The sequence below is a fragment of the Variovorax sp. V116 genome (assembly GCF_041154435.1).
Classification (GTDB): domain Bacteria; phylum Pseudomonadota; class Gammaproteobacteria; order Burkholderiales; family Burkholderiaceae_C; genus Variovorax; species Variovorax paradoxus.
The window spans coordinates 5,254,631-5,268,409 of record NZ_AP028661.1; the positions used below are offsets into that span (position 1 = coordinate 5,254,631).

At 66.1% G+C, this 13,779-nt stretch carries 19 protein-coding genes; 3 read left to right on the top strand and 16 right to left on the bottom strand.

Annotated features, from left to right (window positions below; translation table 11 throughout):
* Positions 1 to 39: 39 nt before the first annotated feature.
* The 11 genes from secY to rplN are packed head-to-tail and all read right to left on the bottom strand — an operon-like array spanning position 40 to position 5,514.
* On the bottom strand, positions 40 to 1,353 hold the full coding sequence (gene secY, locus ACAM58_RS25150) for a preprotein translocase subunit SecY (protein ID WP_015867793.1): 1,314 nt from the start codon (positions 1,351 to 1,353) through the stop codon (positions 40 to 42).
* Between the two features lie 26 nt (positions 1,354 to 1,379).
* Entirely contained in the window at positions 1,380 to 1,811 is a 432-nt protein-coding gene (gene rplO, locus ACAM58_RS25155; RefSeq protein WP_015867794.1) for a 50S ribosomal protein L15, read from the bottom strand.
* 11 nt (positions 1,812 to 1,822) lie between these two features.
* Positions 1,823 to 2,008, bottom strand: coding sequence for a 50S ribosomal protein L30 (gene rpmD / locus ACAM58_RS25160; RefSeq protein ID WP_009124818.1), 186 nt, complete (start codon positions 2,006 to 2,008; stop codon positions 1,823 to 1,825).
* Between the two features lie 35 nt (positions 2,009 to 2,043).
* Complete coding sequence (rpsE, locus tag ACAM58_RS25165; protein ID WP_015867795.1) at positions 2,044 to 2,562, bottom strand: 30S ribosomal protein S5; 519 nt, start codon at positions 2,560 to 2,562, stop codon at positions 2,044 to 2,046.
* Between the two features lie 18 nt (positions 2,563 to 2,580).
* Positions 2,581 to 2,946 (bottom strand): 50S ribosomal protein L18, encoded by a 366-nt coding sequence (rplR, locus tag ACAM58_RS25170; RefSeq protein WP_021012927.1) that lies wholly within the window; start codon positions 2,944 to 2,946, stop codon positions 2,581 to 2,583.
* Positions 2,947 to 2,960: 14 nt separating this feature from the next.
* Complete coding sequence (rplF, locus tag ACAM58_RS25175; protein WP_013544111.1) at positions 2,961 to 3,494, bottom strand: 50S ribosomal protein L6; 534 nt, start codon at positions 3,492 to 3,494, stop codon at positions 2,961 to 2,963.
* Between the two features lie 24 nt (positions 3,495 to 3,518).
* Positions 3,519 to 3,914 carry a 30S ribosomal protein S8 gene (gene rpsH / locus ACAM58_RS25180; protein ID WP_015867797.1) on the bottom strand — a complete coding sequence of 132 codons (396 nt, stop codon included), beginning with the start codon at positions 3,912 to 3,914 and terminating at the stop codon, positions 3,519 to 3,521.
* A gap of 20 nt (positions 3,915 to 3,934) precedes the next feature.
* The gene (gene rpsN / locus ACAM58_RS25185) at positions 3,935 to 4,240 is read right to left on the bottom strand and encodes a 30S ribosomal protein S14 (RefSeq protein WP_015867798.1); all 306 of its coding nucleotides are present in this window, start codon (positions 4,238 to 4,240) and stop codon (positions 3,935 to 3,937) included.
* An 8-nt stretch (positions 4,241 to 4,248) separates the two neighbouring features.
* Positions 4,249 to 4,788: a 50S ribosomal protein L5 gene (gene rplE, locus ACAM58_RS25190; RefSeq protein ID WP_013544114.1), complete on the bottom strand. Its 540-nt coding sequence runs from the start codon at positions 4,786 to 4,788 to the stop codon at positions 4,249 to 4,251.
* A gap of 11 nt (positions 4,789 to 4,799) precedes the next feature.
* Positions 4,800 to 5,132, bottom strand: coding sequence for a 50S ribosomal protein L24 (rplX, locus tag ACAM58_RS25195; RefSeq protein ID WP_015867799.1), 333 nt, complete (start codon positions 5,130 to 5,132; stop codon positions 4,800 to 4,802).
* A 13-nt stretch (positions 5,133 to 5,145) separates the two neighbouring features.
* Positions 5,146 to 5,514: a 50S ribosomal protein L14 gene (rplN, locus tag ACAM58_RS25200; RefSeq protein ID WP_009124801.1), complete on the bottom strand. Its 369-nt coding sequence runs from the start codon at positions 5,512 to 5,514 to the stop codon at positions 5,146 to 5,148.
* Positions 5,515 to 5,761: 247 nt separating this feature from the next.
* On the opposite strand from rplN, the gene ACAM58_RS25205 reads away from it, so the two are divergent.
* Positions 5,762 to 6,904, top strand: a complete 1,143-nt coding sequence (locus ACAM58_RS25205; RefSeq protein ID WP_369663748.1) for an esterase-like activity of phytase family protein — start codon at positions 5,762 to 5,764, stop codon at positions 6,902 to 6,904.
* Positions 6,901 to 7,758 (top strand): pyrroline-5-carboxylate reductase, encoded by an 858-nt coding sequence (proC, locus tag ACAM58_RS25210; RefSeq protein ID WP_369663749.1) that lies wholly within the window; start codon positions 6,901 to 6,903, stop codon positions 7,756 to 7,758. Before ACAM58_RS25205 ends, proC begins: the two co-directional genes overlap by 4 nt.
* A 6-nt stretch (positions 7,759 to 7,764) precedes the next feature.
* Here proC and ACAM58_RS25215 read toward each other — a convergent pair whose 3' ends face one another.
* From ACAM58_RS25215 to ACAM58_RS25230, 4 genes are all read right to left on the bottom strand, one after another.
* Complete coding sequence (locus ACAM58_RS25215; RefSeq protein WP_369663750.1) at positions 7,765 to 8,232, bottom strand: MaoC/PaaZ C-terminal domain-containing protein; 468 nt, start codon at positions 8,230 to 8,232, stop codon at positions 7,765 to 7,767.
* A gap of 19 nt (positions 8,233 to 8,251) precedes the next feature.
* Entirely contained in the window at positions 8,252 to 9,112 is an 861-nt protein-coding gene (ubiA, locus tag ACAM58_RS25220; RefSeq protein WP_369663751.1) for a 4-hydroxybenzoate octaprenyltransferase, read from the bottom strand.
* Positions 9,113 to 9,170: 58 nt separating this feature from the next.
* The gene (locus ACAM58_RS25225; RefSeq protein WP_015867804.1) at positions 9,171 to 9,737 is read right to left on the bottom strand and encodes a Dps family protein; all 567 of its coding nucleotides are present in this window, start codon (positions 9,735 to 9,737) and stop codon (positions 9,171 to 9,173) included.
* 141 nt (positions 9,738 to 9,878) lie between these two features.
* The gene (locus tag ACAM58_RS25230) at positions 9,879 to 10,844 is read right to left on the bottom strand and encodes a LysR substrate-binding domain-containing protein (RefSeq protein ID WP_015867805.1); all 966 of its coding nucleotides are present in this window, start codon (positions 10,842 to 10,844) and stop codon (positions 9,879 to 9,881) included.
* A 92-nt stretch (positions 10,845 to 10,936) separates the two neighbouring features.
* On the opposite strand from ACAM58_RS25230, the gene ACAM58_RS25235 reads away from it, so the two are divergent.
* Entirely contained in the window at positions 10,937 to 11,569 is a 633-nt protein-coding gene (locus ACAM58_RS25235; RefSeq protein ID WP_018905182.1) for a LysE family translocator, read from the top strand.
* Between the two features lie 9 nt (positions 11,570 to 11,578).
* Here ACAM58_RS25235 and recG read toward each other — a convergent pair whose 3' ends face one another.
* Positions 11,579 to 13,708 carry an ATP-dependent DNA helicase RecG gene (recG, locus tag ACAM58_RS25240; protein ID WP_027730904.1) on the bottom strand — a complete coding sequence of 710 codons (2,130 nt, stop codon included), beginning with the start codon at positions 13,706 to 13,708 and terminating at the stop codon, positions 11,579 to 11,581.
* Between the last annotated feature and the right edge of the window lie 71 nt (positions 13,709 to 13,779).

Sequence of the window (13,779 nt, forward strand, 5' to 3'; positions counted from 1 at the left end):
CCGCCCACACCCAAATTCTCAATACTGAAACTCACAGCCCTACGATGTCTTGAAGTTGGCCTTCTTCAGCAGCGATTCGTACTGCTGGGACATCATGTAGTTTTGCACCTGGGCCATGAAGTCCATCGTGACGACCACGATGATCAGCAGGGAGGTACCACCGAAGTAGAACGGGACGTTGTACTTCAGGATCAGGAACTCGGGCAGCAGGCAGACGAAGGTGATGTACACCGCGCCAGCCAACGTCAGGCGAACCAGAATCTTGTCGATATAGCGAGCGGTCTGGTCACCCGGACGGATGCCCGGAATGAATGCACCGCTCTTCTTCAGGTTGTCGGCCGTTTCCTTGCTGTTGAACACGAGTGCCGTGTAGAAGAAGCAGAAGAAAACGATCGCGGCAGCGTACAGCAGCACGTAGATCGGCTCGCCCGGACGCAGTGCGCCGGCCACGTCCTTGATCCAGCCGAAACCACCTTCGCCGGTGCTGAACCAGCCGACCACCGTTGCGGGCAGCAGGATGATCGAGGAGGCGAAGATTGGCGGAATCACACCGGCCATGTTCAGCTTCAAGGGCAGGTGCGACGACTGGCCGCCATAGACCTTGTTGCCGACCTGGCGCCGCGCATAGTTCACGAGGATCTTGCGCTGGCCGCGTTCGACGAACACCACGAAGTAGGTGACCAGCACCACGATCGCGATGATGAACAGCGCAATGATCGGGTTCATCGCACCGGTGGTCACCAGCGAAGCCAGGCCGCCGATGGCGTTGGGCAGACCGGCCGCGATACCTGCAAAGATCAGGATCGAGATGCCGTTGCCCAGGCCCCGTTCGGTGATCTGCTCGCCGAGCCACATCAGGAACATCGAACCTGCCGTGAGGCTCACCATGGCGGTCAGGCGGAAGCCGAAACCGGGCGAGATGACCAGGCCGGCCGAAGACTCGAGCGCCACTGCAATGCTGAACGACTGGAACAGGGCCAGGCCGAGCGCGCCATAGCGCGTGTACTGCGTGATCTTGCGGCGGCCGGCCTCGCCTTCCTTCTTCAATTGCTCGAAGGTCGGAAGCACGTAGGTCATCAGCTGCATGATGATCGACGCCGAGATGTACGGCATGATCCCCAACGCGAACACGGTGAAGCGCGACAGCGCCCCGCCCGAGAACATGTTGAACAGGCTCAGGATGCCGCCCTGCTGGCCCTGGAACAACGCCGCCAGCTGGTCCGGGTTGATGCCCGGCACAGGAATGTGCGCGCCGATCCGATAGACCACGAGCGCGAGCAGCAAGAAGACGAGCCGGCGACGCAGGTCGCCGAACTTGCCTGTCTTTGCGATCGTTGCCGCGTTAGTTGCCACGAAGAACTTCTTTCAGTCCAGTGTGATCAGGCGACGCTGCCGCCGGCTGCTTCGATCGCAGCCTTGGCACCAGCGGTTGCACCCACGCCCGTCAGCTTGACGGCCTTGGTGAGTTCACCGGTCTTGACGATCTTGACGACCTTGGCGAGCTGGCCCACGAGGCCGGCTTGCTTGAGCGCCAGGATGTCCACTTCGGCCAGGCCGAGCTGCTCGAGGGCAGTCAGCGTGACTTCGGCGTTGAACTTCAGCAGGTGCGACTTGAAGCCGCGCTTGGGCAGGCGGCGCTGCAGCGGCATTTGACCGCCTTCGAAGCCGACCTTGTGGAAGCCGCCTGCGCGCGACTTCTGACCCTTGTGACCACGGCCTGCGGTCTTGCCGATACCGGAGCCGATACCGCGGCCGACGCGGCGCTTGGCGTGCTTGGCGCCAGCTGCCGGCTTGATGCCATTGAGTTCCATATCAGTCTCTCTTACAGAACTTTGACCAGATAACTGATCTTGTTGATCATGCCGCGCACCGCCGGGGTGTCCTGCAGCTCGCTCACGCTGTTGAGCTTGCGCAGGCCGAGGCCACGCACGGTCGCGCGATGCGATTCCTTGGTGCCAATCGGGCTCTTGACCAATTGCACCTTGAGGGTTTGTTGTTGCGTCGTCATTTGAATGCTTCCTTCAGCCTTGCGAGAGCTTGCGCTCAGGCGAAGATTTCTTCGACGGTCAGGCCGCGCTTGGCAGCCACTTCGGACGCGGTCGTCGAGTTCTTCAACCCGTCGAGCGTGGCGCGAACCATGTTGTAGGGGTTCGACGAACCATGGCTCTTGGCCACGATGTCGGTGATGCCCATGACTTCGAACACGGCGCGCATCGGGCCGCCGGCGATGATGCCGGTACCCTTCGGGGCCGGGATCATGACCACCGAGGCAGCGCCCCAATGGCCCGTCACGCGGTGATGCAGCGTGCCGTTCTTGATCGAGATCTTGGCCAGGTTGCGACGGGCTTCTTCCATCGCCTTCTGCACGGCAGCAGGCACTTCCTTGGACTTGCCCTTGCCCATGCCGACGCGGCCGTCGCCGTCGCCCACGACGGTGAGTGCTGCGAAACCGAGGATACGACCACCCTTCACCACCTTGGTGACGCGGTTGATCGCGATCATCTTCTCGCGCAAACCGTCTTCAGGGCCTTCGTTCTGCGTTCTTGCTTGAATCTTTGCCATTTTGAATCTCGTGTCCGTTTAGAACTGCAGGCCGGCTTCGCGGGCAGCGTCGGCCAGCGCCTTGACGCGGCCGTGGTACGCGAAACCAGCGCGGTCGAAGGCGACCTTCTCGACGCCGGCAGCCTTCGCCTTTTCAGCGATGCGCTTGCCGATGGCCGTTGCAGCGGCGGCATTGCCGCCCTTGCCCGAACCGCCGAGTGCAGCGCGCACTTCGGCTTCGGCCGTCGATGCGGTGGCGATCACCTTGGTGCCGTCGTCGGAGATGACGGTGGCATAGATGTGCAGGTTGGTGCGGTTCACCGTCAGACGGGCCACGCCCTGCGTCGCGATGCGGATGCGGGTCTGGCGCGAGCGGCGAAGACGCTGTGCTTTTTTGGTCAACATCATTTTGCTGCCCCTTACTTCTTCTTGGTCTCTTTGATCACGATCTTCTCGTCCGAATAACGGATGCCCTTGCCCTTGTAGGGCTCAGGCGGACGAACAGCGCGGATCTCAGCGGCGATTTGACCAACGCGCTGACGGTCAGCACCCTTGATCACGATTTCGGTCGGCGTTGCAGTGGCCACCGTGATGCCTTGGGGCATGTCGATGTTGACCGGGTGCGAATAGCCGACTTGCAGGTTCAACTTGTTGTTGGACGCTGCAGCCTTGTAGCCGACGCCGACCAGGTTGAGCTTCTTCTCGAAGCCCTTGGTCACGCCAACCACCATGTTGTTCACCAGCTGGCGGATCGTGCCGCTCATCGCGTTCGCTTCACGCGACTCGTTGGCGGGCTCGAAATTCAGCTTGCCGTCGTTGCTGACGACCTTGACCAGGGGATTGCGTGCAAGGTTGAGCGTGCCGCCCGTGCCCTTGACGCTGATCTGGTCTTCCTTGATCGACACATCCACGCCTGCGGGGATGGTGATCGGCATTTTTCCTACTCGGGACATTTCAGTTACTCCTCGATGTCTCGGTTAGGCGACGTAGCACAGCACTTCGCCACCGACACCGGTAGCGCGCGCCTTGCGGTCGGTCATCACGCCCTTGGGGGTCGTGACGATCGCGACGCCCAGGCCGTTCTGGACTTGCGGAATGGAAGCACTGGCCTTGTAGACGCGCAGGCCGGGACGGCTCACGCGCTCGATGCGCTCGATGACCGGACGGCCAGCGTAGTACTTCAGGGTAATGACGAGTTCGGTCTTGCCGTCTTCGGTCTTGACCTGGAAACCGTCGATATAGCCTTCGTCCTTCAGGACCTGCGAGATCGCGATCTTCACCTTGGAAGACGGGACCGACACAGTGGGCTTCGCCACCATCTGCGCGTTACGGATACGCGTCAGCAGGTCGGCAATGGGATCACTCATGCTCATGTTGTTTGCTCCTGCCTGGCTTACCAGCTGGCCTTGGTGACACCGGGGATGTCGCCATTGAAGGCCAGTTCGCGGATCTTGGCGCGGGCCAGACCGAATTGACGGAAGGTGCCACGGGGGCGACCGGTGATTTCGCAACGGTTGCGCTGGCGCGTGGGGTTCGCGTTGCGCGGAAGCTTCTGCAGGCCCAGGCGGGCAGCAGCGCGCTCTTCGTCGCTCTTCTTCAGGTCGTTGGAGATTGCCTTCAGTTCCGCGTGCTTCGCAGCGTACTTGGCGACCAGCTTGTCGCGCTTGAGTTCGCGTTGGATCAGGGATTGTTTAGCCACGGTGCGCCTCAGTTCTTGAACGGGAAACGGAAACCAGCGAGAAGCGCCTTGGCTTCTTCGTCGGTCTTGGCCGTCGTCGTGATGCTGATGTTGAGACCGCGCAGGGCATCGACCTTGTCGTATTCGATCTCGGGGAAAATGATCTGTTCCTTGACGCCGATGTTGTAGTTGCCACGGCCGTCGAACGCACGGCCGGAAATGCCGCGGAAGTCGCGAACACGCGGCAGCGCGATGGTCACGAAACGGTCCAGGAACTCATACATCTGCACGCCACGCAGCGTGACCATGCAGCCGATCGGCTGGTTTTCGCGGATCTTGAAACCGGCGATGGCCTTCTTCGACTTGGTGACCACGGGCTTCTGGCCGGCGATCTTGGTCAGGTCGGCAACTGCGTTGTCCAGGACCTTCTTGTCGGCGACAGCTTCACCCACGCCCATGTTGAGCGTGATCTTGGTGAGACGGGGGACCTGCATCGGCGACTTGTAGCCGAACTTTTCCGTCAGGTCTTTCGCGATCTTTTCGCGATAGTGTTGTTGGAGACGTGCCATGTGAGTACCTCTTAGGCGAACTTGATTTCGTCGCCGCTGGACTTGAAGACGCGAACAGCCACGCGCTTGCCGTCAGCACCCTGGGTGATCTTGATGCCCACGCGATCGGCCTTGCCGGTCGCGGCATTGAAGATCGCCACGTTGGATTGGTGGATGGGCATGGTCTTCTCGACGATGCCGCCGGTCGTACCCTTGAGGGGGTTCGGCTTGGCGTGCTTCTTGACGATGTTCACGCCCTCGACGACGAGGTGCGAATCATCCTTGCGCAGCGAGACGGTGCCGCGCTTGCCTTTGTCGCGCCCGGCCAACACGATGACCTGGTCGCCTTTGCGAATCTTGTTCATGGCGTTGTTGTCCTTAGAGAACTTCGGGGGCCAGCGACACGATCTTCATGAACTTTTCGGTGCGCAGCTCGCGCGTCACCGGTCCGAAGATGCGGGTGCCGATCGGCTCCAGCTTGGCGTTGAGCAACACGGCTGCGTTGCCATCGAATTTGACGAGCGAACCGTCGGCGCGACGGATGCCCTTGGCGGTGCGGACCACCACTGCGCTGTAGATCTCGCCCTTTTTGACGCGACCACGCGGAGCGGCTTCCTTGATGCTCACCTTGATGACGTCGCCCACGCTGGCATAACGCCGCTTGGAGCCACCGAGCACCTTGATACACAGGACGGACTTCGCGCCTGTGTTGTCGGCCACTTCGAGCCGGGATTCAGTTTGGATCATTGCTAGTAGTTCCCAACTTGTACCGATGCGCCTCCGGGAGGGAAACGCTGCGGTCAGTCTTGGGCCCGTCGTCCGCACCTCGAACCACTCGAGGCACTTCCGCTTTGGGCTGAAAGCTTCGCCTTTTGAAGCGAAGCCTGCGATTGTTGCACGCAGGCCAAGGCATGTCAACTGCCTTCTGAGATCGAATCGAACTGGAACTAGACTCGGCGGCGTGCGCACCTTCGATCCAGGCCCCATATCGCCCATGCGCCGCCGGCTGCTGGCGGGCGCGGGCGCCATGGCGGCGGGGCTCGCAGGGCTGGGATTGGCCGGCTGCCGCAGTCCGGCCATTCCGCCGGCGGGGTCACAACGGCTGCGCCGCCTTGCCGAGGCGCACTGGCCGTACCGGCTGAATATACAGGGCACGACCGCCGGCGGCCTCTCGGGCATCGACTACGACGCAGAAAGAAGTGAGTACCTGCTGCTCAGCGACGATCGGTCAGACCTCGATCCTGCGCGTTTCTATGTGGCGCAATGGGCGCCTCCCTGGGCGCTGCCACCCGAACCGAAAGGTGTCGTGCAGCTGCAACGCCCGGGCGGCGGTCCCTGGCCTGCGCGGCGCCGCGCCGAGCCCGGCACCCCGGTTCCGGACCCCGAATCGCTGCGCCTGCGCCCAGGCGCCGGAACCCTGCTCTGGACGAGCGAAGGCGATGTGGGCCGGGGATTCGGCCCGGCCTTGTACGAGTCGGCGCGCGACGGCCGCCTGCTGCGCGAGTTCGCGCTGCCGGCCATGTTCAACCCCGATCCGGCCCGGCGCCGGGGCCCGCGCGACAACCTGCGCCTCGAGGGCCTGGCGCTGGCGCCCGACGGCCGCCACGCCTGGCTTGGCATGGAAAACGCGCTGATCCAGGACGGCCCGGTTCCCACCACGAAGGCGCCGGGCGGTCCCTGCCGGCTGACCCGGATCGACCTGGAGACCGGCCAGGCCACGCGCCAGATCGCCTATGTGCCCGATGCGATCCCGCTGCGGCCGCTCATTCCCGGCAGCCATGCGGACAACGGCATCAGCGAGATCCTGATGCTCGACGCCGACCGCATGCTGGTGCTGGAACGCGCCTATGCCACCGGCGCCGGAAACTCGCTGCGCCTGTACGAGATCGATACCCGCAACGCCACCGACGTGCTGGCCATCGACGCGCTCGCCGCGGACAACCACCGCGCCGCGCCGAAGACCCTGGTCGCTGACTTCGCCTGGCTCGGCCTTTCGCGCCTCGACAACACCGAGGGCATGTGCTGGGGACCGCCGCTTTCGGACGGCAAGCGCATGCTGGTGGTCGTGAGCGACGACAATTTCAACCCGCTGCAGACAACCCAGTTTGCGGCATTCGAATACACCGACCGACCATGACCATCGCCGTCACCTTCCTGCCCCGCACCGCACCGCCGCCGCTGCCTCCGATCGCCTTCATCGGCGGCGGCAACATGGCCAGTGCCATCATCGGCGGCCTCATCAAGCAGGGTACGCCCGCCGGCAGCTTCGAGGTGGTCGAGCCCTTCGAGGAGGCCCGCACCAAGCTCGCGCAATCCTTCGGCATTGCCGCTCACGCCGAGGCCGGCGACGCCCTTTCGCGCTGCTCGGTGGTGGTGTGGGCGGTCAAGCCGCAGACTTTCGCGGACGCGGCGGTCCCGGTGCGCGCATTCGCGGCCAACGCACTGCACCTGAGCGTGGCGGCCGGCATTCCGTCGGGCAGCATCGCGCGCTGGCTCGGCAGCGAACGCGTGGTGCGCGCCATGCCCAACACGCCGGCGCTGGTGGGCCAGGGCATGACCGGCCTTTTTGCGCGGGCCGCGGTGGAGGCCGCCGACCGCTCCCTGGTCGGGCAGCTGCTGGCGCCGACCGGCGAGCTGCTCTGGGTCGACGACGAAGCCGCGCTCGATGCGGTGACGGCCATGTCGGGCTCCGGCCCGGCCTACGTCTTCTATTTCATCGAAGCGATGACCGAAGCCGGCGTCGAGATGGGCCTGCCGCTCGAGCAGGCCCAGCGGCTGGCCATCGGCACCTTCACCGGCGCTTCGGCACTTGCGCACAGCGCCACCGAGCCGCCGTCGGTGCTGCGCGAACGCGTGACCTCCAAGGGCGGCACCACCCACGCGGCAATCAGCGCGCTCGAGGGCGCCGACGTCAAGGCGAAGTTCAAGGCCGCCATCCGTGCGGCGCAGAAGCGCGCCGCCGAGCTGGGCGACGAATTCGGCCGCGCCTGAGCCTCGTCAGGCCGCCAGTGCGCGCGGCCCGAGGAAGACCAGCCACTCGGCCGCCAGCGTGACGGTGCCGTCCTCGAGCTCCAGCAGCACCGCCTCCTTCAGCAGGAAGCTCTCTCCGGGCTTGGGCGTCGCCTCGAGAATGCGCACACGCGCCCGGAAGCGCGCGCCGACGGGCATCGGCCTGACGAAGCGCAAGCGGTCGAATCCATAGTTCAGCGCGTGGTTCGCATCGAAGGGCAGCAGCGTCCGCATGGCCTCGCCGGTCAGCCGGATCAGGTGCGACACCTGGAAGAAGCCCGGCACGATCGTTCCGCCGTAGTTCGCCTCGCGGACGGCGCGCTCCGGATCGAGGTGGATCCATTCGCCCTCGCCGTCGCCCGAGAGCGCCGCGTACCGGTCGACCATCTCCTGCGTGATGAGGTGCCATCCGGACAGGCCTTCCTGGCCGATCTTCTGCGTCAGGCGATCGAGCATGTGCGTCCTGTCTTTCTAGCTAGCGAAGGGCGTAGCCGGCCGCGATGCCGGCAAACACGGTGAAGCCGAGCCAGTGGTTCAGCCGGAAGGCCTTGAAGCAGCCGTCGCGCGTGCGCTCGCGGATCAGCCGCCAGTGCCAGGCGGCCTGTCCCGCGGCCACGGCGATCCCCGCGAAGAACGGGGCCCCCAGCGACCGGCTCGCGCCGGCCCAGGTCCAGACCGCCAGGAAGACCGCGTAGCTCAGCATCACCGCCGCCACGTCGAAGCGGCCGAAGGTGATGGCCGAGGTCTTCATGCCGATCTTGAGGTCGTCGTCGCGGTCGACCATCGCGTACTCGGTGTCGTAGGCCAGCACCCAGAACAGGTTGCCGGCCAGCAGCCAGGCGGCGAACACGGGCACGCTGGCTTGCACCGCCGCAAAAGCCATCGGGATGCCGAAGCTGAAGGCGATGCCGAGCACCGCCTGCGGGACCGACACGAAGCGCTTGGCGAAGGGATAGGCCAGCGTGATGGCCAGCGCCGCGAACGACCACAGGATGGTGAGCCGGTTGGTCGTGAGCACCAGCCCGAAAGCCAGGAGTGCCAGCACCGCGCCCAGCGCGAGCGCCTCCCTGACCGAGACCGCGCCGCTGGTCACCGGCCGCTGGGCGGTCCGCTTCACGTGGCGGTCGAAGTCGCGGTCGGCCACGTCGTTGACGCAGCAGCCTGCGCTGCGCATCAGGATGGTGCCCAGCACGAACACGGCCAGCAGGTGCCAGCCCGGCCAGCCTTCGGCCGCGAACCAGAGCGCGCCCAGCGTGGGCCACAGCAGCAGCAGCCAGCCGGCGGGGCGGTTCCAGCGGATCAGGTCGAGATAGAGCGCAAAACGGCGGGCAAGCATGCGGCGGGCAAAAAAAGAGCGGCCATTGTGCCGCTCCTGGGTTCGCGGGCTCGGAGGGTCAGTCCTCGAGCAGCGAACGCAGCATCCATGCGGTCTGGTCGTGCACGGTGCAGCGCGCGGTCAGCATGTCGGCCGTCGGGTCGTCGCCGGCTTCCTCGGCCACGGGGATGAATTCGCGTGCGATGCGCGACACGGTTTCGTGGCCCTTGACCAGGATGCGCACCATCTCCATCGCCTTGGGCGGGGTCTGGGGCACGTCGGGCACGGTGGCGATCTTGCTGAACTCGGCGTAGGAGCCCGGTGCGTAGTGGCCCAGCGCGCGGATGCGCTCGGCAATGATGTCGGTGGCGCCCCAGAGCTCTGTGTACTGGCCCATGAACATCGCATGCAGCGAGTTGAAGTGCGGCCCCGTCACGTTCCAGTGGAAGTTGTGGGTCGTGAGGTAGAGCGTGTAGGTGTCGGCCAGCACGCGGCTCAGGCCCTCGGCAATCGCGGCGCGGTCCTGGCGCTCGATGCCGATGTTGATGAGGGGCGCATTGCGGCTGCCCGATTCCTGCGCCACCACGGCGGCGCCCTTCTTGGGCACCTTGCCGGACGACGATGCTTTCTTCGATGCTTTGGCCATGGCTGGAAATTCTTTCTTCAGGTTTTGCGGAACACGCCGTTATTCTGAAAGCCGACCCGCGGCTTCGCAACAGCGCCACTCTATCCCGGCGATCAACGAATTCGAACGGCCGCCGCGTAGGCCAAATTCTCGTCTTTGCCTCTACGACAGCCGCTTGACGCCCGGCAGCTCGCAGGCATAGATCGCGTTGCGCAAGGCCGCGATTGCCTCGTAGCGCGTGAAGGTGCGGCGCCAGGCCAGCACCACGCGCCGCGTCGGCGGATCGCGGTCCTGCGCGTCGCGCACCGGCAGGTAGCGCACCATCTGCTCGGGCTCCTTGCGTCCCTTGACCTTGGGCTTGAGGGCTTCGGCCGGCACCGACAGGCGCGGCACCAGCGTCACGCCCATGCCCGATGCCACCATGTGCTTGATGGTCTCGAGCGACGAGCCCTCGAAGCTCTTGCGGATGCCCTCGGCGTTGCTCGAGAAGCGCGCGAACTCGGGGCAGACCTCGAGCACGTGGTCGCGAAAGCAGTGGCCGGTGCCCAGCAGCAGCATGGTCTCGTTCTGCAGCTCTTCCGAAGTGACCGATTCGCGGTCGGCGAACTTGTGCTTCGTGGGCAGCGCCGCCATGAAGGGCTCGTCGTACAGCGGCGCCATGGCCAGGCCGGTGTCGGGGAAGGGCTCGGCCATGATCGCGCAGTCGATCTCGCCGGCACGCAGCATCTCGAGCAGCTTGGCGGTGAAGTTCTCCTGCAGCACCAGCGGCATCTGCGGCGTGCGCGCAATCACCTGGCGCACCAGGTCGGGCAGCAGGTAGGGCCCGATGGTGTAGATCACGCCGAGGTTCAGCGGGCCGGCCAGCGGGTCTTTTCCGCGCTTGGCGATTTCCTTGATGCTGGCGGCCTGGTCGAGCACGCTCTGCGCCTGCTGCACGATCTGCTCGCCGAGCGGCGTGACGGTGACTTCGCCGGCACTGCGCTCGAAGAGCTTGACCTCGAGTTCGTCCTCGAGCTTCTTGATGGCCACCGAGAGGGTGGGTTGGGAGACGTAGCAGGCCTCGGCCGCCTTGCCGAAGTGCCGTTCGCGGGCCACTGCGACGATGTATTTGAGTTCGGTGAGAGTCATAGCTTGCTTCAATTATGCGCAAGCGTCCGTGACCGAGCGTTCTCTGGGGTCGGCCTGCGGATAATGGTGGCCCCATCGACACCGGTGCAGCCATGACCTTGTCCACCTATCTGCTGTTCCTGCCGGCCTGCTTCGCCATCAACATGGCTTTCGGCCCCAACAACCTGCTGTCGGTCACCAACGGCGCGCGCCACGGCGTTTCGCCGGCGGTCATCGCGGCCGGCGGGCGCCTCGCGGCCTTCGCCATCATGATCGCCATCGCGGGCCTGGGCATGGGCGCGGTGCTGGTCGCGTCGGAGCTGGCCTTCGACGTCATCAAGTACATCGGCGCCGCCTACCTTGTGTGGATCGGCGTCCGCCTGCTGCGCGCCCCGGCGCCGGCGGCCGAAGCGCAGGCAGCGGACGCGGCCGCGCCGCCCTCGATGCGCGCGCTGGTGCGCCAGGAGTTCACCGTGGCGGCGGGCAATCCCAAGGCGATCCTGGTGTTCACGGCCTTCTTTCCGCAGTTCGTGGTGCCGGGGGCCTATGCCACCAGCTACCTGCTGCTGGGCACCACCTTCCTGCTGCTCGAAGTGGTTGCGATCGCGCTCTACGCGATGCTCGGCGCCCGCATGCGCCGGCTCGCCAACGGCAGCCGCGCGATGCGCTGGTTCAACAAGGTGAGCGGCAGCATGATGGTCGGCTTCGGGCTGCTGCTGGCCTTCACGCGCCGCCCCGCCGCCTGAGCGAGGCCTTCAGGCCTTCAGGTACTCGGCCTTGGTGCCGAGCCAGCGGTCGATGTGGCGCTGGGCCAGGTCGGGGTGCTTGTCGAGCATCAGCGGCGCGAGTTCGCGCGCCCAGTCGAGCAGCATCGTGTCGGTGCTGAGGTCGGCAAAGCGCAGCAGCGGCGCGCCCGACTGGCGCGCACCCAGGAATTCGCCGGGGCCGCGGATCTCGAGGTCGCGCCGCGCGATCTCGAAACCATCGCTGGTTTCGGCCATGGCCTTGAGCCGGGCGCGGGCCGCTTCGCCGACACGGCCGCTGTCGCCCGGCGCGTAGAGCAGCACGCAGGCCGAGGCCGCGGCGCCGCGGCCCACGCGGCCGCGCAGCTGGTGCAGCTGCGAGAGCCCGAAGCGCTCGGCATGCTCGATCACCATCAGCGAGGCGTTCGGCACGTCCACGCCCACCTCGATCACCGTGGTGCTCACCAGCACCTGGATCTCGTTGGCCGTGAAGGCGGCCATCACCGCCTGCTTCTCGGCCGTGGGCATGCGCGAATGCAGCAGCCCGACGTTGACGGCCGCGCCGAGCGCATCGGCGAGCTCGTCGCGCGTCTCGGTGGCGTTGCGCAGGTCGACCGCTTCGCTCTCCTCGATCAGCGGGCAGACCCAGTAGACCTGCCGGCCCTGCGCGATCTGCGCCTGGATGCGGTCGATCACCTCCTCGCGCCGGTGGTCGGCCACCAGCTTGGTGACGATGGGCGTGCGGCCCGGCGGCAGCTCGTCGAGCGTGGAAACGTCCAGGTCGGCGTAGTAGCTCATCGCCAGCGTGCGCGGGATCGGGGTGGCGCTCATCATCAGCAGGTGCGGCTCGAGATGGCCCACGGCCTTGCCGCGCAGCGCGAGCCGCTGCGCCACGCCGAAGCGGTGCTGCTCGTCGATGATCGCCAATGCGAGGTTCTTGAAGCGCACCTTCTCCGAAATGACGGCATGGGTGCCGATGACCAGCGCCGCCTCGCCGCTCTCGACCGCGGCCGACATTGCGTCGCGCTCCTTCTTCTTCTGGCTGCCGGTGAGCCAGGCCACGCGCAGGCCGCGCTCGGCCAGCAGTGGATCGAGCCAGCCGACCAGCTTGCCGAAGTGCTGGGCCGCGAGGATCTCGGTCGGCGCCATCAGCGCGCACTGGAAGCCCGCATCGATGCAGCGCGCCGCCGCGAGCGCCGCCACCACGGTCTTGCCCGAGCCCACGTCACCCTGCAGCAGCCGGTGCATCGGGATCTCGCGGCCGAGGTCGCGCGTGATTTCCTCGCCCACGCGCTGCTGCGCGCCGGTCAGGCCGAAGGGCAGCACCGCGAGCAGTTGCGCATGCAGCGAGCTCGCCTGCGGCTCGGCCGAGGAAGGCAGCATCGGCGCCCGCTGCGCCGCGCGCTCCAGCCGCGCCTGCAATTGCGAGAGCTGCTGCGCGAGCAGCTCTTCCGCCTTGATGCGCTGCCATGCCGGATGGCTGTGGTCTTCCAGCGTGGCCATGGCCACATCGGGTGTCGGGTAGTGCAGGAAGGTCAGCGAACTGCGCAGGTCCCAGGCGCCGCGCCATCCGATCTGCACGGGGATCGTCTCGTCGAGCACCGCGCGAGCCAGGCCCGAGCGCACCTCGCGCCGGAGCACCGGCTGCGGCAGCCCGGCAATGGTCGAGTAGACCGGCGTCAGTGCCTGCGGCAATGCCGTGCCGGCCGCCTTGACGGTGGGATGCATCATCTGCCGCCCGACGAAGCCGCCGCGCATCTCGCCCCGCACGCGCACGCGCGCGCCGACGGCCAGCTGCTTCTGCTGCGAGGGGTAGAAATTGAAGAAGCGCAGCTGGCAGGTGTCGCTGCCGTCGTCGATGGTGGCGATCAGCTGCCGGCGCGGGCGGAACACCACCTCGCATTCGGTCACCACGCCCTCGACCTGCGCCATGTCGCCGTCGCGCGTGTCGGCCAGGCGCACGATGCGCGTCTCGTCTTCGTAGCGCATCGGCAGGTAGAGCGCGAAGTCGATGTCGCGCACCAGGCCGAGCTTGCGCAGCGCGCGCTGCACGGCGCTCAGCCCGGCCCCGGGCGCGGCCGGAGCGGCAGCGGGCGGGCTTGTGGTCTTTTCGGGCGGCACGGACTTCGCGGAAGCGGGCATGGGACAATTCTGCCCGGCTCCGGCCACGTCTCGCTCATCTTCCACGCCTCCTTGGCACGGGCCCGTCCGGC